Source organism: Nocardia farcinica (assembly GCF_001182745.1).
Lineage (GTDB): Bacteria > Actinomycetota > Actinomycetes > Mycobacteriales > Mycobacteriaceae > Nocardia > Nocardia farcinica.
Genome location: NZ_LN868938.1, coordinates 2,081,557 through 2,099,436, shown reverse-complemented (window position 1 = coordinate 2,099,436; position 17,880 = coordinate 2,081,557). Strand labels below are relative to the sequence as shown.

General features: G+C 70.9%; 13 protein-coding genes. 9 read left to right on the top strand and 4 right to left on the bottom strand.

What is annotated here, in order from left to right:
- The first annotated feature begins 19 nt into the window (after positions 1 to 19).
- The 4 genes from cmk (at position 20) to car (ending at position 6,507) form a co-directional block, all read left to right on the top strand.
- Entirely contained in the window at positions 20 to 718 is a 699-nt protein-coding gene (cmk, locus tag AMO33_RS10235; RefSeq protein ID WP_060593413.1) for a (d)CMP kinase, read from the top strand.
- Positions 715 to 2,133 (top strand): ribosome biogenesis GTPase Der, encoded by a 1,419-nt coding sequence (gene der / locus AMO33_RS10230; protein ID WP_060592272.1) that lies wholly within the window; start codon positions 715 to 717, stop codon positions 2,131 to 2,133. The genes cmk and der overlap by 4 nt, the downstream gene beginning before the upstream one ends.
- Positions 2,134 to 2,195: 62 nt before the next feature.
- Complete coding sequence (locus AMO33_RS10225; RefSeq protein WP_060592270.1) at positions 2,196 to 2,954, top strand: acyl-[acyl-carrier-protein] thioesterase; 759 nt, start codon at positions 2,196 to 2,198, stop codon at positions 2,952 to 2,954.
- Between the two features lie 85 nt (positions 2,955 to 3,039).
- Positions 3,040 to 6,507 (top strand): carboxylic acid reductase, encoded by a 3,468-nt coding sequence (car, locus tag AMO33_RS10220; RefSeq protein ID WP_060592268.1) that lies wholly within the window; start codon positions 3,040 to 3,042, stop codon positions 6,505 to 6,507.
- 7 nt (positions 6,508 to 6,514) lie between these two features.
- On the opposite strand, the gene AMO33_RS10215 is transcribed toward car, so the two are convergent.
- Both AMO33_RS10215 and AMO33_RS10210 read right to left on the bottom strand, forming a co-directional pair.
- Positions 6,515 to 6,739, bottom strand: a complete 225-nt coding sequence (locus tag AMO33_RS10215; RefSeq protein WP_041560041.1) for a hypothetical protein — start codon at positions 6,737 to 6,739, stop codon at positions 6,515 to 6,517.
- 100 nt (positions 6,740 to 6,839) lie between these two features.
- Positions 6,840 to 8,879 carry a M3 family metallopeptidase gene (locus tag AMO33_RS10210; RefSeq protein WP_060592264.1) on the bottom strand — a complete coding sequence of 680 codons (2,040 nt, stop codon included), beginning with the start codon at positions 8,877 to 8,879 and terminating at the stop codon, positions 6,840 to 6,842.
- Between the two features lie 193 nt (positions 8,880 to 9,072).
- Between AMO33_RS10210 and AMO33_RS10205 the strand changes: the two genes are divergently transcribed.
- Both AMO33_RS10205 and AMO33_RS10200 read left to right on the top strand, forming a co-directional pair.
- Complete coding sequence (locus tag AMO33_RS10205; protein ID WP_107103120.1) at positions 9,073 to 11,154, top strand: TerD family protein; 2,082 nt, start codon at positions 9,073 to 9,075, stop codon at positions 11,152 to 11,154.
- A gap of 284 nt (positions 11,155 to 11,438) precedes the next feature.
- On the top strand, positions 11,439 to 12,017 hold the full coding sequence (locus tag AMO33_RS10200) for a sigma-70 family RNA polymerase sigma factor (protein ID WP_240327470.1): 579 nt from the start codon (positions 11,439 to 11,441) through the stop codon (positions 12,015 to 12,017).
- A gap of 7 nt (positions 12,018 to 12,024) precedes the next feature.
- Here the strand turns inward: AMO33_RS10200 and AMO33_RS10195 are convergent, their stop codons facing one another.
- Positions 12,025 to 13,059: an ABC transporter ATP-binding protein gene (locus AMO33_RS10195; protein ID WP_041560858.1), complete on the bottom strand. Its 1,035-nt coding sequence runs from the start codon at positions 13,057 to 13,059 to the stop codon at positions 12,025 to 12,027.
- Between the two features lie 454 nt (positions 13,060 to 13,513).
- Here AMO33_RS10195 and AMO33_RS10190 point away from each other — a divergent pair, with 454 nt between their 5' ends.
- On the top strand, positions 13,514 to 14,596 hold the full coding sequence (locus AMO33_RS10190; protein ID WP_159005624.1) for a PucR family transcriptional regulator: 1,083 nt from the start codon (positions 13,514 to 13,516) through the stop codon (positions 14,594 to 14,596).
- A 211-nt stretch (positions 14,597 to 14,807) separates the two neighbouring features.
- The gene (locus AMO33_RS10185) at positions 14,808 to 15,902 is read left to right on the top strand and encodes a mechanosensitive ion channel family protein (RefSeq protein ID WP_060592258.1); all 1,095 of its coding nucleotides are present in this window, start codon (positions 14,808 to 14,810) and stop codon (positions 15,900 to 15,902) included.
- 103 nt (positions 15,903 to 16,005) lie between these two features.
- Here AMO33_RS10185 and AMO33_RS10180 read toward each other — a convergent pair whose 3' ends face one another.
- A complete protein-coding gene (locus AMO33_RS10180; RefSeq protein ID WP_041560044.1) occupies positions 16,006 to 16,464 on the bottom strand; it encodes a hypothetical protein in 459 nt (152 codons plus the stop codon).
- Positions 16,465 to 16,622: 158 nt separating this feature from the next.
- On the opposite strand from AMO33_RS10180, the gene thiI reads away from it, so the two are divergent.
- Positions 16,623 to 17,855 (top strand): tRNA uracil 4-sulfurtransferase ThiI, encoded by a 1,233-nt coding sequence (gene thiI / locus AMO33_RS10175; protein ID WP_060592256.1) that lies wholly within the window; start codon positions 16,623 to 16,625, stop codon positions 17,853 to 17,855.
- Positions 17,856 to 17,880 lie beyond the last annotated feature (25 nt).

The window sequence follows — 17,880 nt, the reverse complement described above, 5'->3', positions numbered from 1 at the left end:
GGTCGAGGCCCCCGGCGCGATGTCGGCGGACACGCCCCTGGTGGTCGCGATGGACGGGCCGTCGGGCACCGGCAAGTCCAGCGTGTCGCGGCGGCTGGCGACCCGGCTCGGCGCCCGCTACCTCGACACCGGTGCCATGTACCGGGTGGCGACGCTGCGCGTGCTGCGCGCGGGCGTGGAACTCACCGATCCCGCCGCCATCGCGGCCGCGGTCAAGGAACTGCCGCTGACCATCGGCACCGACCCCAGCCGCGAGGTGATCGAACTCGACGGCGAAGACGTCTCCGCCGAGATCCGCGGCGACGCGGTCACCAAGGCCGTGTCCGCGGTGTCGGCGGTGCCCGAGGTGCGCGACCTGCTCGTGGCCGCGCAACGCGACATCGCCGCGGACGCCCGCCGCATCGTGGTGGAGGGCCGCGACATCGGCACCGTGGTGCTGCCCGCCGCCGACGCCAAGATCTACCTGACCGCCTCGGCCGAGGCGCGCGCCGAACGGCGCAACCAGCAGAACATCCGCGAGGGCCGCGGCGACGACTACGCGGCCGTGCTCGCCGACGTGCAGCGGCGCGACACCCTCGACTCCACCCGCGCGGTGTCCCCGCTGCGTCCCGCCGCGGACGCGGTGCTGGTCGACACCAGCGAGCTGACCATGGACGAGGTCATCGACGAACTGTCGCGCGTGGTGGCACAACAGATTTCGACAGGAAGTGCACAATGAGCGAGGACGTGCTCGCCGGCGACGGCGTCTGGAGCGACGAATCCGACTGGGAGATCGCCGATCTCGATGGCGAGCAGGAGGGGGAGGCGCAGCAGGCGATGCCGACCCTGGCCGTGGTCGGACGCCCCAACGTCGGCAAGTCCACCCTGGTGAACCGGATCCTCGGCCGCCGCGAGGCGGTCGTGGAGGACATCCCCGGCGTCACCCGCGACCGGGTCTCCTACGAGGCCACCTGGGCCGGCCGCCGCTTCCTGGTGCAGGACACCGGCGGCTGGGAGCCCGACGCGAAGGGGCTGCAGCAGGCGGTCGCCCGGCAGGCCGAACTGGCGATGGCGACCGCCGACGCCATCCTGCTGGTCGTCGACGCCACCGTCGGTGCGACCGCCACCGACGAGGCCGCGGTGAAGAAGCTGCGGCGCTCGCGGATCCCGGTCATCCTGGTCGCCAACAAGGTCGACGACCAGCGGCTCGAGGCCGAGGCCGCCGCGCTGTGGTCGCTGGGGCTCGGGGAACCGCGCATGGTCAGCGCCGCGCACGGCCGCGGTACCGGCGATCTGCTCGACGACGTGCTCGAGGTACTGCCCGAGACCCCGCGCGAGGGCACCGGCGGTACCGGCCCGCGCCGGGTCGCGCTGGTCGGCAAGCCGAACGTCGGCAAGTCCAGCCTGCTCAACAAGCTCGCCGGGGACGAACGCTCGGTGGTGCACGACGTGGCGGGCACCACCGTCGACCCGGTGGACTCGCTGGTGGAACTGGGCGGCAAGATCTGGAAGTTCGTCGACACCGCGGGCCTGCGCCGCAAGGTCTCCAATGCCAGCGGCACCGAGTTCTACGCCTCGCTGCGCACCAAGTCGGCGCTGGAGGCCTCGGAGGTGGCGATCATGCTGATCGACGCCTCCCAGCCGATCACCGAGCAGGACCTGCGGGTGATCAGCCTGGTGGCCGACTCCGGGCGCGCGCTGGTGCTGGCGTTCAACAAGTGGGACCTGGTCGACGAGGACCGCCGCCTGCAGTTGGAGAAGGAGGTCGACCGGGAGCTGGTGCGGGTGCCGTGGGCGCAGCGCGTCAACATCTCCGCCCACACCGGTCGCGCCGTGCAGAAGCTGGTGCCCGCGATGGAGACCGCGCTCGAGTCCTGGGACAAGCGCATCTCCACCGGCCGGTTGAACAACTGGCTCAAGGAGGTCGTCGCGGCCACCCCGCCGCCGATGCGCGGCGGCAGGCTGCCGCGGGTGTTGTTCGCCACCCAGGCGGCCACCCGGCCGCCCACCTTCGTGCTGTTCACCACCGGTTTCCTGGAGGCAGGTTACCGACGGTTCCTGGAACGCAGGCTGCGCGAGGAGTTCGGCTTCGACGGCTCGCCGGTGCGCATCTCGGTGCGCGTGCGAGAGAAGCGCGAGCGCGGACGCAAGTGAGCACGGTCCGGTAGCGCGGCGTTCGCCGGACCGCCGCGCTCGGGCCTGGCATCATCGCAGACATGGTCATTCCCCGCGTGCTCGCGCCGTGCCCGACCGACTACACCCCGTTCAGCACCCACTGGCCGGTCCGACTGGCCGACACCGACCGGGAGCAGCGGCTGCGCCTGGACGCGGTCGCCCGCTACCTGCAGGACATCGGCTTCGAACATCTCGACGCCGTGGCCGACGGGGCGAACCACCGCGGCTGGGTGGTCCGCCGCACGGTGATCGACGTGCTCGAGCCGGTGCGCTGGGGCGAGCACGTCACGCTCTCACGGTGGTGTTCGGCACTGTCGAACCGCTGGTGCAACATGCGGGTGCGCATCGAGGGCAGCGGTGGCGGATCGATCGAGACCGAGGCCTTCCTCATCCACTTCGCCCCCGACAGCGCGGTGCCCTCCCGGATGAGCGACCGGTTCATGGCGCCCATGCTGGCCACCACCACCGAACACCGGCTGCGCTGGCAGGCCGCGCTCACCGACCCGATGCCGGCACCGGACGCGCCGGGGGTGGAGGAGCGGCCGTTCCCGCTGCGGGTGGCCGACATCGATCTGCTCGACCACGTCAACAACGCGGTGTACCTGAGCGCGCTCGAGGAGTTGCTGGACCGGCACGCCGACCTGATCGCCGGACCGCACCGGGTGATCGTGGAATACGCCAAGCCGCTGCGCGCGGGGGAGCAGGTGCGGCTGCTCGGCCTGCGCACCGGCGGGACGCTGGACGCCTGGCTGGCGGTGGGGGAGCAGCCCCGCGCGGTCGCCCGGGTCACCAAGCTCTGACACCGATCTCGGGTTGATTGTTAACGACGGTTCTTAGTTGAGCTAACGTGCTCGGGGTAGTCCGCTTCACCCCGGGAGGCCAACGGTGGAATCCACACGAGCGACGCGTCTGCGGCAGCGGATCGCCGCCCTGTACGCCGACGACGCGCAGGTGCGCGACGCGCGGCCGGACGAGGCGATCAGCGCGGCGCTGCGGGAACCGGGCCTGCGGCTGCGCGATCTCGTCGCCACCGTGGTCGACGGCTACCGCGACCGGCCCGCGCTGGCCGCGCGCGAGGTGGAGCCGGCCGTCGACGCCGGGACCGGTGCCTGCGTGGCACGGTTGCTGCCCGAGTACACGACGATGAGCTACGGCGAGCTCGGCCTGCGGCTGCGCGCGGTGGCCGCGGCCTGGCAGCACGACGACGAAACCCGTCTCCGCCCCGGCGAATTCGTCGCGACCCTGGGTTTCACCAGCCCCGACTACGCCGTCGTCGACCTGGCCTGTGTGTGGGCGGGCGCGGTGGCGGTGCCGCTGCAGGCGAGCGCGTCGGTGACGCAGCTGACCGCCATCCTGGCCGAGACCACGCCCGCGATCCTGGCCACCGGCCTGGACACCCTGCCGCACGCGGTGGACTGTGTGCTCGCCGGGGCCACGCCACGGGCACTGCACGTGTTCGACTTCGACCCCGCCATCGACGCGCAGCGCACGGTGTACGAGGCGGCGTGTGCGCGGCTGGCCGGTACCGGTGTGCGCGTGCGCACGCTCGCCGAGGTCGAGGACCGCGGCCGGGCGCTGCCGCCGGCCGTGATCGACGACGGCCACGGCGACGACCGGCTCGCCCTGCTGATCTACACCTCCGGCAGCACCGGCACGCCCAAGGGGGCGATGTACACCGAGCGGCTGGTCGCGCTGATGTGGCTGGGCCAGCCGCAGGTCGCCGCGCTCACCGTCAACTACCTGCCGCTCAGCCACGTCGCCGGGCGGCTGGCGCTGTTCGGGCTGCTCGCGCGCGGCGGCACCGCTTACTTCACCGCGCGCGCCGACATGTCCACGCTGTTCGAGGATCTGGCGCTGGCCAGGCCGACCGAGCTGTTCGTGGTGCCGCGCGTGTGCGAGATGGTGCTGCAACGATTCCAGACCGAGCGGCTGCGGCGCCAGGCCGACGACGACCGGGTCAAGGCCGACCTGCGCCTCGAACTGTTCGGCGACCGGCTGCTCTCGGTGGTGTGCGGCAGCGCGCCGCTGGCCCCGGAGCTGAAGGCGTTCATGGAATCGGTGCTCGACCTGACCCTGCACGACGGCTACGGCTCCACCGAGGCGGGCGGCAGCGTGGTCATCGACAACACCGTGCGCAGGCCGCCGGTGCTGGACTACCGGCTCGCCGACGTGCCCGAACTGGGCTATTTCCGCACCGACAAGCCGCATCCGCGCGGCGAGCTGCTGCTCGAGACCACCACCATGATCCCCGGCTACTACCGGCGGCCGGAGCTCAACGCCCAGATCTTCGACGAGGACGGCTTCTACCGCACCGGCGACGTGGTCGCCGAACTGGCGCCGGACCGGCTCGTCTACGTCGATCGCCGCAACAATGTGCTCAAGCTGGCGCAGGGCGAGTTCGTCACCATCGCCCGGCTGGAGGCGATCTTCGCCAACAGTCCGCTGGTGCGCCAGATCTTCGTCTACGGCAACAGCGAACGCGCCTATCTGCTGGCGGTGATCGTGCCGAGCCGACAGGCGCTGGCGGGCGACCCGGCCACGCTGAAGACGCGGATCGCGGAGTCGTTGCAGCACATCGGCCGGGACGCCGAGCTGGAGGCCTACGAGATCCCGCGCGACTTCCTGATCGAGACCGAGCCGTTCACCACCGAATCCGGGCTGCTCTCGGGCATCGGCAAGATCCTGCGTCCCGCCGTCGAGGCGCGCTACCGCGACCGGCTCGAACAGCTCTACGCCGACCTGGCCGCGGCCCAGCAGGACGAGCTGGTGGCGCTGCGCCGCGAGGCCGGGCAGCGTCCGGTGCTCGAGACCGTCACCCGCGCCGCCGCCGCGATCCTCGGCGGCACGGCGAGCGACCTGAGCCCGGCCGCGCACTTCACCGATCTCGGCGGCGATTCGCTGGCGGCGCTGGCGCTGTCGAACCTGCTGCGTGAGATCTTCGCCGTCGAGGTGCCGGTCGGCGTCATCACCGGCCCCGCGACCGACCTCCGCGGCCTGGCCGCCCACATCGCCGCGGAACGCGAAAACCGCACCGAGACACCGCTGTTCGACCGGGTGCATCCCGACCAGACCCTGATCCGGGCCACCGACCTCGCCCTGGAGAAGTTCTTCGACGCCGAGGAGCTGGCCGCCGCGGCCACCGCCGCGCCGCCGGTCGCCGAGCCCCGAGTGGTGCTGCTGACCGGCGCCAACGGCTATCTCGGCCGGTTTCTGTGCCTGGAATGGCTGGAACGGCTCGACCGCGTCGACGGACGGCTGATCTGCCTGGTGCGCGGCGCGGACGAGGCCGCCGCGCTGGCCCGCCTGGAAGCCGCCTTCGACAGCGGCGATCCCGAATTGGTGCGCCGCTTCAAGGAATTGGCCCAGCGCAGGCTCACCGTGGTGGCCGGCGACATCGGCGAGCCCGGCCTCGGCCTGGCCGCCGCCACGTGGCGACGGCTGGCCGCCGAGGTCGAGCACATCGTGCACCCGGCCGCGCTGGTCAACCACGTGCTGCCCTACCGGCAGCTGTTCGGGCCCAACGTGGCGGGCACCGCGGAGATCCTGCGGCTCGCGCTCACCGAGCGGCGCAAGCCGATCGACTTCCTGTCCACGGTCGCCGTCGCCGCGCAGATACCCGCCGACCGGTTCGCCGAGGACGGCGACATCCGCGTGATCAGCCCGACCCGCACGGTGGACCGCGGATACGCCAACGGCTACGGCAACAGCAAATGGGCCGCCGAGGTGTTGCTGCGTGCGGCGCACGACCGCTTCGATCTCCCGGTGGCGGTGTTCCGCTCGGACATGATCCTGGCCCACGGCAGCTTCGCCGGACAGCTCAACATCCCCGACGTGTTCACCCGGCTGCTGCTCAGCCTGCTGGTCACCGGCATCGCGCCCGCCTCGTTCCACGCCGCGACGGTCACCGGCGAGCGCCCGCGCGCCCACTACGACGGGCTGCCCGCGGACTTCACCGCTGCCGCGATCACCGCGCTCGGGGCGCGCACCGCGGGATTCCACACCTACGACGTGCTCAACCCGCACGACGACGGCATCAGCCTGGACACCTTCGTGGACTGGCTGATCGAGGCCGGACATCCCATCGAACGCATCCCCGAGCACAGCGAGTGGGTCACCCGCTTCGAGACGGCGTTGCACGCCCTGCCCGAACGTCAGCGCAAACACTCGCTGCTCCCGCTGTTGCACGCCTACCGCAGGCCGGTGCCCGCGCTGCGCGGCTCGGCGCTGCCCGCCGCGGAGTTCCGGGCGGCGGTGCGGGCCGCAGGCATCACCGCCGACGGTGACATCCCGCACCTGACGCGCGCGCTGATCGAGAAGTACGTCGCCGATCTCCGCCTGCACGGACTGTTGTAGTCCGCGCTCAGGGGCGCGGCAGCATCGCCAGGGCGAGTGGCACGCCCGCGGAAATGCTCGCACCGGCGAACAGGCCGGTGGTCATCGAGCGGCTCAGCGCGCCCACGCCCACGGCGAAGGCCACGGCGGCGATCAGGGCGAGCACCGCGGTGCCGCGCTCGACGCGTCCGCGGCGTGCGCCGCCCGCGGCGGGCCGCACGGCACGGCGCTTCGGGCTAGCTTCCAGCAACATGGCATCCTCCGCGCAGTCACGGGTGCGCCTCGGGTGACGCCCCTGTTCTGGGGACACCGGCGGCCGGAGAATCGGCACGCAGCTATTTCTGAGACAACCGTCACGTCCGGCTCAGGCCGCGCCGGGCCAGCAGCGGCCCGATGTCCGGCTCGCGCCCCCGGACCTGCGCGAACGCCGCCATCGGGTCGACCGAGCCGCCGCGTGCGAGCAGCGTGCGCCGGAAGATCTCGCCCTTGTCCCGGATCGGCGCCGCGCCGTCGGTGAACCATTCGACCGTGTCGGCGTCGAGCACCTCGCTCCAGATGTAGGAGTAGTAGCCCGCCGCGTACCCGCCGGAGAAGATGTGCGCGAAGTAGGCGGTGCGATAGCGGGGCGGGACGGCCGACAGCGCCAGCCCCGCCTTGCGCAGCGCCTGCTCCTCGAAAGCGGCGGCGTCCACGCCGTCGAGCGCGGCCGGGTCGGCGACCCGATGCCAGGCCCAGTCCAGCTGCGCGGCCGCCAGGTACTCCACGGTGCGGAACCCTTCGCCGAAGCGCGCCGCCTCGCGCAGGCGTTCGACCAACTCCGCCGGCATCGGCGCACCGGTCTCGACGTGGCGGGCGTAGCGCGCCAGGATCTCCGGGTGGTCCATCCACATCTCGTTGACCTGCGACGGGAATTCGACGAAGTCGCGCGGCACCGCTGTGCCCGAGAAATACGGGTAGCGCACGTCGGAGCACAGCCCGTGCAGGGCGTGGCCGAACTCGTGGAAGAGGGTGCGCACGTTGTCCCAGGTCAACAGCACGGGCTCGCCCTCGGGCGGTCGGGCGATGTTGAGCACGTTCGTCACGACCGGGCGGGTGCCCAGCAGCGTGGACTGATCCACCAGCGCCGTCATCCACGCCCCGCCGCGCTTGGACGGGCGCGCGAAGTAGTCACCGAGGAACAGGCCGAGCGGGCTGCCGTCGGCGTCGAACACCTCGAAGACCCGCACGTCCGGGTGATAGCCGGTCAAGTCCGCGCGTTCGCGGACGGTGATGCCGTAGACCCGCTCGGCCGCGTGGAAGACCCCGTCCCACAGCACCCGCTCCAACTCGAGGTACGGCCGCAGCGCCGCACCGTCCACCGCGAACCGTTCGGCGCGCACCCGCTCCGACCAGTACAGCCAGTCCCAGGCCCGCAGCTCGTCGCCCGCGCCCGCGGCACGCATCGCCGCGGCCAGTTCGGCGGCCTCGCGCTCGGCATTGGCCACCGCCGGCGGGACCAGCCGCGCGAACATCTCCTCGACCGCCTCGGCGGTGCCCGCCGTCTGGTCGGCCACCACGTACCCCGCGTGATCGGGGAAGCCGAGCAGCGCGGCCCGCTCGGCGCGCAGGGCGGCGATCCGCACGGCCGTCGCGGCGTTGTCGGGGTCGGTGCCGAAACCGCGATCCAGCGAGGCGTCGAGCACCCGGCGGCGCAGCTCCCGATCGCTCAGCTCCGCGAGCACCGGTTGGTTGGAGACGTTCTGCAGCCGCAACGCCCAGCCCTCGTGGCCGAGGGCCCGTGCCTGCTCGGCGGCCGCCGCCACCGCCGCGGGCGCCAGCCCGGCCAGCTCCCGCTCGTGCTCGACCAGCACCGTCCCCGCGTTCGTCGCCGCCAGCAGGTTCTGGCCGAAACGGGTGGCGGCGGCGGCCAATTCGGCGTTCAGCTCACGCAGCCGGGCCTGTCCCGCCGCGTCCAGTCGCGCACCGGCCCGCACGAACTCCAGGTGGTACTGCTCGAGCAGCCGCAGATCCTGCGCGTCCAATCCCAGCTCCGCGCGCCGCTCGTACAGCGCGTCGATCCGGGCGAACAACTCCGCGTTCAGGTGGATCGCGTCGTGATGCGCGGCCAGCCGCGGCGAGACCTCCGCCTCGATCGCCTGGATCCCCGGCGTCGAATCCGCCGAGACCAGCGCGAAGAACACCGCGCGTACCCGCCGCAACACCGCCCCCGAGCGCTCCAGGGCCACCACCGTGTTCGCGAACGTCGGCGCCTGCGCGTCCCCTGCGATCGCCGCCACCTCCGCCAACTGCTCGCGCATCCCCCGCTCGAACGCGGGTAGGAAATGCTCCTCCCGTATCCGCGCGAACGGCGGCAACTCGTAGGGCAGCGCACTGCGTTCGAAGAACGGATTCATCCCCCGACTCTAAGCCGCCCCCACCCACCCCGGCCGCGCCGATGTGAGACGAGCCTCCTGTGAGCCACGTAACACCGCGGTACTTCCGGCCGATAGCGACTGCGTCGACTCCGAACGTGAGCGACTTTCAGGGGGCGCGTCGGAGTGGACCTGGCCCCGTGGGGCAGGACCAACCGATCGTCGAAGGGTGAACGTGATGTCTCCGATGCTGTCCAAAGGCGAGAACGTGCCGCTGCCGGACGATGTGGAACGAGTCGATGTCGTGCTCGGCTGGAGCGAATCCGAGGTGGAGGTGGACGCGTCGGCGTTGCTGCTCGGGGCGGACGGGAAGGTCGGTGACGACGCCGATTTCGTGTTCTACAACCAGCCGGAGTCGCCCGACGGCTCGGTGTGCTTCCTCGGGGCCAGCACGACCGAAGAGGGCGCGCAGGCGAGAATCGCGCTGGACCTGTCTGCGGTGAGCGAGCGGGTGCACCGCATCGCGCTGGTCGGCAGTGTCGGTGCCGGAACCTTCGGGGACTTGGGGAAGCTGGCCTTGCGTGTGGTGGACGCCGCCGGGATGTCGCTGGCCGAGTACGTGACCGCCGACGCCACCACCGAATCGGCGTTCGTGTTCGGAGAGGTGTACCGGCGCCACGGAATCTGGAAGGTGCGCGCCGTGGGCCAGGGCTGGGACAGCGGATTGGCCGGGTTGGCCACGGATTTCGGCGTCGCGATCGACGACGACGGCGAGCGCGCCGAGGCTCCCGAGGGCCCGGACGGCAGCATCGAGACGTCGCCCGCGGAACCCGCCTCGGGCGCGCGGGAGCCGCAGGACACCCCTCGGCAGGAATCGGATGCTCGGCGGTCGGTCGAACCGCCGGCCGAGGACGCCGGCCCGCGTTCGGTCGATGCCGTTTCGGTACCGGAGCCGGCTCAGCGCCCGGCGGCGGCCCGTCGCGGGGTGCGGACCACCAAGCGAGCGCCCAAGAAGGTGAAGCCGCTCGAGTTCACCCTCGCCGAGCACGACGGCTGGCAGCCCGCCCGGTTGTTCTCCGTGGTCGGCGTCGGCGCGGGGGAGGAGCAGGAGCGCCGCGCGACCTCCGCACTGATCTCGGCCATGCAGGCCGTCAAGCCGTTCGCGCGGGCCATCTGCGCGCGAATGGGTGCGCCCGCAGGGGTGTTCGAGGGTTATGTGGAGGTGCCCTACGAGCGTGGCGAGTCCAAGGTGGTGCCCGACGCGGTGCTGAAGGTGGTGCGCGGTGGCCGGGTGTGGACGGGATTGCTCGAGGTCAAGACCGGCAACGGCAGGCTGCGCCGCGAACAGCTCGAGAATTACCTCGATGTGGCGCGCCGCAAGAAGTACGACGTCGTGGTGAGCCTGTCCAACGACGTGCCCGCGGGACCGGGCGAACTGCCGGTCGACGTCGACCGCCGCAAGCTGGCCAAGGTCGCGCTGCGGCACCTGTCGTGGTCGGAGGTGGCGCACGAGGCACGCATGCTGGTCGCCCACGGCGGCATCGACAACGAATTGCAGGCATGGATCCTCGCGGAGTTCCTGCGTTACCTGGACCATCCCCGTTCCGGTGCCGCCGAGTTCGTCGACATGGGCAGGCACTGGGTCGCGGTGCGCGACGGGGTGCTGGCGGGCACCCTCCGCGCGGGTGACCAGAAGGCGCTCACCGTGGCCGAGACCTGGTCCTCGCTCTCGCGTCACCTGGCGCTGCGGATGACGGCGGAACTCGGTGTCACGGTCAAGCATGTCCTGGCGCGCAAGTACCGAACGGATCCGGCTGCCCGCAACGCCGCCGTCGCGGAGCGGCTGGCCGCCGAGGGCGTGTTCGAGGCCGTGCTGCGCATCCCCGACACGGCGGGCGACCTGGTCGTGGTCGCCGACCTGCGCACCAACCGAGTGCGTTGCCGGACCACCCTGGATGCCCCGAACGAGGGCACGTCGGGGCGTCGGCTGAGCTGGTTGCTGCGTCAGCTCGCCGACGCACCGGGCGAGGTCCAGGTGGAGGCGGTGTTCTCGGAGAAGGGCAACGAGGCGTGCGAGCACCTGTCGACGGTGCGGGCGACGCCGAAGGTGCTGACCGAGGGGCGGGCGGGCACCATCGTGTCGTTTTCCCTCGAGCAGTCCTTTCCGATGGGCAGTCGGCGGTCGGGGACCGCGGCCAGTTTCGTCGCCAGCGTCACCGGAGCGATGGATGCCTTCTACGGCGGGGTCGTACAACCGCTGCGGGGGTGGGTGCCCGCGGCGCCGAAGCAGTCGGACATGGTGCCCGCCGAGGACTGACGCTGTCTCCGAGCACCCGGCAATCGTGTGGTTGTCGGGTGCGGACGGTGATGTATCGGGTTCGGACCTAGCATGCTCGATCGTATGGTCCGATTTGTCGAGGTATTTCCCGGTTAAACACGAATTGTCGGAGAAATTCGGACTTTCGCAGCGGGGGCGGCGGCATTGCTGGAGCATTGCTGGTGGCGCGCCGTTCGGCGCGACGGGTCGGGAAAGACATTTCGGCAGGAGTCCACACCATGCCAGACGAGTGTGAGCCTGAGAACAATACGGGAGCGGTCGCCATGAGGGCGCCTGGGCGGCCGCTAGGGGAAGGGCCGGATCTGGCGGCACTGCTCTCGCAGATCGCCGCCGGTGACCGGGAGGCGTTCACGCAGTTCTATCGGGCGACCAATGTCCGGGTGTTCCGGACGGCACTACGGGTGCTGCGGGGGCATGCGGCGGCCGAGGAGACCACCCAGGAGGTCTTTCTCCAGGTGTGGTCGATCGCCGACCGCTACGATCGCCGCCTCTGTTCCCCGGTCGGGTGGCTGATGATGCTGACCCACCGCAGGGCGGTGGACCGGGTGCGGGCCGAAGCCGCGGCGGGAATCCGGGAATCGACCTACGGCGCAACGAGTTCCAGCGCCGCCTACGACGTGGTGGCCGAGGCCGCGGTGCAGCGGCTGGAGCGCCTCGAGATGGCAAGATACCTGCGCGGCCTCAGCGCCGTGCAACGCGAGGCCATCGCGCTGGCCTACTACGGCGGGCGCACCTACCGGGAAGTGGCCGCCCACCTGGACGTGCCGTTGCCGACGGTGAAGACCCGCATCCGCAGCGGACTGCAGCAGTTGGAGGCATCGCTGCGCGCCGCCGCGAACTGACCCGGGATCAGCGGGGGGAGTCCGAATAGGCGGGCAGTACCTGGGTGTCGTCGTTTTCGTTCAGTGATTCGCGGATGGCGGCCTGGGCGGCCGGTGGCAGGGTGTGCATGATCTCGCGCACCCGCGCCCGCCGCCGTTCCACCGCCTGCCGCACCGGCATGCCCGGCGTCGCCCGCATCTGCGGGATGATGCCCTCGACCTCCTCGGCACCGCCGTGATGATGACCGGCATCGACCATGGCCTGCTCGCGGGCCATCTGCGCCTCGTCCTTCTCCTCCGACATACCGATCGGACCGATCATGCGACCGTTGAGGAACTGCTTGACCACCGGCTCCTCCGAGGTCAACAACACCTCACGCGGCCCGAACATCACCAACTGACGCCGGAACAACATCCCGATGTTGTCGGGCACCGTCCGCGCCAGATTGATGTTGTGGGTCACGATCAGGATCGTCGCATCGATCTGGGCGTTGATATCGATCAACAACTGCGACAGATACGAGGTACGCACCGGATCCAGACCCGAGTCCGGCTCGTCGACCAGAATGATCTGCGGATCCAACACCAACGCCCGCGCCAACCCCGCCCGCTTGCGCATACCACCGGAGATCTCCCCCGGCAGCTTGCCCTCCGCACCCAACAGACCGGTCAGCTCGAGCTTCTCCATCACGATCTTGCGGATCTCGGACTCGCTCTTCTTGGTGTGCTCGCGCAACGGGAAGGCCACATTGTCGAACAAGTTCATCGACCCGAACAGCGCACCGTCCTGGAACAGCACACCGAACAACTTGCGGATCTCGTAGAGCTCCTTGTTCGAACACGTCGTGATATCGGTGTCACCGATGTAGATCGACCCACGCTCCGGCCGCAGCAACCCGATCAACGACTTCAAAAACACCGACTTACCCGTACCCGAGGGACCCAGCAGGGCGCTCACCTCACCGGCGGGCAGCGTCAGCGAAACATCCTGCCAAATACGCTGCGAACCGAAGGACTTCGTCACACCCTCGGTCCTGACCTCGACGCCCACGCAAACCTCCATGCTCTCCGGTGAGCCCCCCACGACGGCCATCGCGCGCGCATCCAGGGCCTGTGGACGACAAGTTACTGCATCTTCCGTGTTTCCGGAATTGTGCGCCGTCACCTACCCGCGGTGGTGCGGTTGTCGGCGCGGCCTTTCCATGCACAAGAATATAGGTTCACTTCGATAGACGGCGGCGGATCGGCGGGGCGGCCGCGTCCGGGGCGGATTCACGCGGCACGCGCCCGGTGCATCCGGGGCCCTGCGGTGGGTCCGCCGAGTCGCCCGGAGGTGTGCACCGCCCGTTGAACCTCCGGATGAGGTCGCGTAACGTTGATATTCGTTCTCGGTTTCGGTTTTGGATGGGGGTCGGTGGATGACCACAGCCGCACAGGGGCGCCGGCTCGGTCCGGTGTCCGACGGTGCACCGATCCGTGTCGGGCGCGGCGCGGATCCGGCGCCGAGTGAGAGAAGAATGATCGGTCACTTGTCGGGAATGCCGGGCACCGGGCGCGCACCGTCGGGCAGTGCTGGTGCGCCGCTGTCCTGCGCCTGCCACGACTTGGCCGTCGGCATCCTCGGCGAGGAGAACGTGGCGGCGGCGGCCGCCAGACTGGCCGCGGCCGCGGCGTCCTGCGCCCGCGAGGGCGTCGCACTGGGCACCGTGCACCGCATCGTCTTCGATTGCGTGCACAAGGAATTCGCGACCGTCGAGGCCGCGCACGGCACCGGCCGCGACGGCGTGGACCGGCGGCTGTGGGAGGTGCTGGAGCAGGCCGCGGTGGCCGTGTCGGTGGGCTACCTCGAGGAGGCGGGTGCGGTCGGCACGCAGCAGCACAGCGCTGTCGACACGTTGACCGCCGCGCTGCTCGGCGGACGGGTCGACCCCGTCCTGGTCCGCGAATCGGGCATCGAGGTCGCCGAGACCTACGCGGTGGTGGCGGTGTCGTTCGCCACCGCCGAGGACGAGGCGCCGCGCGAGAGCGGCCGGCTCGCCCAGCGGGTGCGCATCGCACTCGCCGAACGCGGCCGCCACGTGCTCTCGCTGCTCGGCCGCGACGGCGGAACCGTCCTGGTGCCGGTCAGCGACCGGACGAACCTCGAACGCCTGATGGTCGCGGCCGCGCAGGCGGCGGGTGGCCCGCTCACCGCCACCGCGGTCACCGTGCCCCGCGACGAGATCCCCGACGCCGCCGACCGCGCGCACGAACTGCTCGACATGGTGCACCGGCTGCGCATGGGCCCGGCCCTGTACCGGTTCGAGGAACTGGCCCTCGAATACCAGATCACCCGCCCCGGACCGGGTTTGGACTACCTCGGTACCGTGCTCGACCCACTCGACGAGCAACCGAAGCTGCTCGAAACCTTGCGCTGCCACATCGGTAACGGCCTGAACCGGCAACGCACCGCCCGAATGCTGAACCTGCACACCAACGGACTGGACTACCGCCTGCGCCGCATCGGCAGGCTCACCGGCTACGACCCCGGCGACGCCAGGGGCATCTGCTATCTGCGGGCGGCGCTGGTGGCGCGCAGCTACCGGGAGCACGCAGGCTAGTCGCGCGGCCGCCATCACGGCGTGGACACGCCCGGGTGGCATTCGCCACATCCGCACGGTGTGGTGACCCGCCGTCCGGCGGGTACGTCCTTGCGAGGACCGCCGAACGACACAGCCTCGGCGCGCCCGTCATCCGCACAACCATCTTCGCGGGGAACGACTTCCGGGTCGCGCGGCGCGCCGGGCGACGACGGACAAGGAGTTCCACCCGGTGGAGCAAGTACTACGGCCCCTGATCGTCTTCGCGGTGACCCTCGCGGGCACCGTCACCCTCGGACTGCTCATCGATCGCCTGCTCTGTTACGGCGCGCGCAGACGCCCCGGCACCGCGCTCCCCGGCCTGCTGCGGCGCGTCCATCTGCCGCTGCAGGTGTTCCTCGGCGCGGTCGCCCTGCACGGCACCTATCCGCTGGCCGAACTGAATCTGCGCCAGGACGCGGTGATCCGCAATCTGCTGGCCACCACGGCGATCATGGCCGCGGCCTGGCTGGTGGTCCGTGGCGTCGACGCGGCGGCGGAGAACATGTTGCGCGCCTACGCCGACCGCACCCGCGACATCGCCAAGGTGCGTCAGCTGCGCACCCAGCTCGGCCTGGTGCGGCGGATCGTGACGTTCCTGCTCGCGGTGACCACCGCCGCGGTGGTGATCCTGCTGCTGGTGCCGAGCCTGCGGGCACTGGGGACCTCGCTGCTGGCCTCCGCGGGCGTGATCGGCATCATCGCGGGCGTCGCCGCCCAGTCCACGTTGAGCAACCTCATCGCCGGACTGCAGATCGCCTTCGGCGATTCGGTCAAGATCGGCGACACCGTCGTGGTGGAGGGGGAGTGGGGCACGGTCGAGGAGATCACGCTGGCCTTCCTCACCGTGCGGATCTGGGACGACCGGCGGCTCACCATGCCGGTCTCCTACTTCAACAGCAAGCCCTACGAGAACTGGTCGCGCGGCGGCTCACAGATCACCGGCACGGTCTACCTGCACCTGGACCACAGCACCCCGATCCCGCTGCTGCGCGAGCATCTGCGCGAGTACCTGCGACAGCGCAGGGACTGGGACGGCCGCGACTGCGGCTTGGTGGTCACCGACAGCACCCCGACCAACATCGTCGTGCGCGCGACCATGACGGCCGCCGACGCCGACGACGCGTGGACGTTGCGCTGCGCGGTGCGCGAGGAACTGCTCGGCTGGCTGCGCGAGCATCATCCGCAGGCGCTGCCGAAGATCCCGACCGCGATCACCACGGCCGGGGAGACCGCGGAGTCGGATCGCCGGGAACTGGTGTCGGCCACGGACGGCGCCCGCGTCTGAGCCGGTTCGTCGGGGCCGGTTTCGGGAGGGCCGGTTTCGTGGGGGCCGCGCGTGCCGTCGTGTGCCGTCGGCGACGGCCCCCACCGCGGGACCGGTCGGGGTGTTATCCGCCGAAGCCGACCAGTGCCGAGGCCAGATCCGGCACCTCGAGCACCTCGAGCGCCTGCTGGCGCACATCCGGGCAGGTCTGCGTGGTGACGGTGTCGACGATGGTGCGGTCGCGGATCACGTCGTCGTTGAGGCCGTCGTTGCGTGCGGCCCAGTTCTGCACGGTGCCGTTGAAGCTCACCTTCGCCACCGTGGCTCCCTGCCCGCGCCAGTTGTCCAGTTCGGGCTGGATCATGTCGCACAGCTGCTGGGCGGCCTGCGGTGTCACCGCTTCGGTCTCCGATTCGGTGGTGGTCTGAGCACCCTCGGTCGTGGTGGGCACCATGGTCACCGTCTCGGTGGCGTTGCCGGTGTCGGTGTCGTTGTCGTCGGTACACCCGGCCAGGACGGTGCCCGCCACCAGTGCGCCGGCGATCAGGAGCGAGCGAGTGCAGTACGAGCGATCGAGATTCATGTTTCGTTCTCCTCCGAGTCGGAAGCTGTCAACACGACGGCATAGCTGCTGTACCCCGCGCGGGGGCCCCGAATCGGCGGCGGTGCGGCACCGGCCGCGGCCGCGCTGTCAGGATAGGAGGCGAACGAGACGGTCACCGACGGCGAAAGGGGTGGCAGATGTCCGGATTCTGCGTGCTGGCCAAATACGGCGAGATCGCGGTCAAGGGGCGTAACCAGGGCTGGTTCGAGAACTGCCTGGTGCGCAACCTGCGGCATGCCGTGGGCGGGCCCGTGCTCATCCGGCGCCGCGGTGGGTTCCTGGTGGCGTCGGCGCACCACCGCGACCCCGCCGAGCTGACCCGTCGCCTGCAGGAGGTGATGGGATTGAGCGTGGTGCAGCCCGCGCTGTCGGTGCCGCCCACCGTCGAGGACGCCACCGCCGCCGCCGTCGACCTGTTGCGGCGCAGGCACGCCGAGCGTCCCGGCGCGCCCGTGCCGACCTTCGCGGTGCGGGCGCGGCGACGCTGGAAGGACTTCCCGATGTCCTCCGACGCGTTCGCCGCGCACATCGGCGCGCGGGTGTGTGCCGAACTCGGTTGGCGGGTGGATCTGGCCGCGCCCGAGGTGCCGGTGCTGGTGGAGGTCGATCGGCGGGAGATCTTCGTCTCGGTCGAGCGGCTGCCCGGCCAGGGCGGGCTGCCGGTGGGCTGCAGCGGGCGGGCGCTGGTGCTGCTGTCCGGCGGCTACGACTCGCCGGTGGCGGCCTATCGGGCGATGCGCCGCGGGTTGCACTGCGACTTCGTCCATTTCACCGGCGCCCCGTACACCGACCCCAGCTCCATGTACAAGGCGTATGCGCTGGCCAGGGAGCTGGGGCGGTATCAGACGCCCGCGCGGCTCTACGTCGTGCCGGTCGGCAACGCGCAGAAGACGTTGGCGACCGCGGGCGCCGAAGAACTCCAGATCGTCGCCCGGCGCCGGCTCTACCTGCGGATCGCCGAGGAACTCGCGCGTCGTCGCCGGCGCGACGCCCTGGTCACCGGCGACAGCCTCGGGCAGGTGGCCAGCCAGACGCTGTCGAATCTGGTCTCCGCCGACCAGGCCTGCACGCTGCCGGTGCTGCGCCCGCTGATCGGCTGGGACAAACAGGAGATCATCACCGAGGCCCGGCGCATCGGCACCGCGGAGATCTCGGTGCTCCGCGACGAGGACTGCTGCAGCCTGCTCGCGCCCAGCGAGGTCGCCACCCGCACCAACCCCGCCGATCTGCGGGTGATCGAGCAGCGCGCCGACATCGACACGCTGGTCGAGCAGGCGCTCGAGCACGTCACCGTGCTCACCCCCGGCCGCGTCCGCGGAGCCGAGCCGCCGCGCGCGAAGGTCGCCCGGCCCACCGTTGTCGCCGGGTGAGGTGAGCGCACCGCCGCGCCGGCTT

What these genes read in the sequence shown, in the direction of transcription:
- cmk (WP_060593413.1), top strand. Translation starts at nt 20, where the DNA reads ATGTCGGCGGACACGCCCCTGGTGGTCGCGATGGACGGGCCGTCGGGC.
- der (WP_060592272.1), top strand. Translation starts at nt 715, where the DNA reads ATGAGCGAGGACGTGCTCGCCGGCGACGGCGTCTGGAGCGACGAATCC.
- AMO33_RS10225 (WP_060592270.1), top strand. Translation starts at nt 2,196, where the DNA reads ATGGTCATTCCCCGCGTGCTCGCGCCGTGCCCGACCGACTACACCCCG.
- AMO33_RS10215 (WP_041560041.1), bottom strand. Translation starts at nt 6,739, where the DNA reads ATGTTGCTGGAAGCTAGCCCGAAGCGCCGTGCCGTGCGGCCCGCCGCG.
- AMO33_RS10210 (WP_060592264.1), bottom strand. Translation starts at nt 8,879, where the DNA reads ATGAATCCGTTCTTCGAACGCAGTGCGCTGCCCTACGAGTTGCCGCCG.
- AMO33_RS10200 (WP_240327470.1), top strand. Translation starts at nt 11,439, where the DNA reads ATGAGGGCGCCTGGGCGGCCGCTAGGGGAAGGGCCGGATCTGGCGGCA.
- AMO33_RS10195 (WP_041560858.1), bottom strand. Translation starts at nt 13,059, where the DNA reads ATGGAGGTTTGCGTGGGCGTCGAGGTCAGGACCGAGGGTGTGACGAAG.
- AMO33_RS10190 (WP_159005624.1), top strand. Translation starts at nt 13,514, where the DNA reads ATGATCGGTCACTTGTCGGGAATGCCGGGCACCGGGCGCGCACCGTCG.
- AMO33_RS10180 (WP_041560044.1), bottom strand. Translation starts at nt 16,464, where the DNA reads ATGAATCTCGATCGCTCGTACTGCACTCGCTCGCTCCTGATCGCCGGC.
- thiI (WP_060592256.1), top strand. Translation starts at nt 16,623, where the DNA reads ATGTCCGGATTCTGCGTGCTGGCCAAATACGGCGAGATCGCGGTCAAG.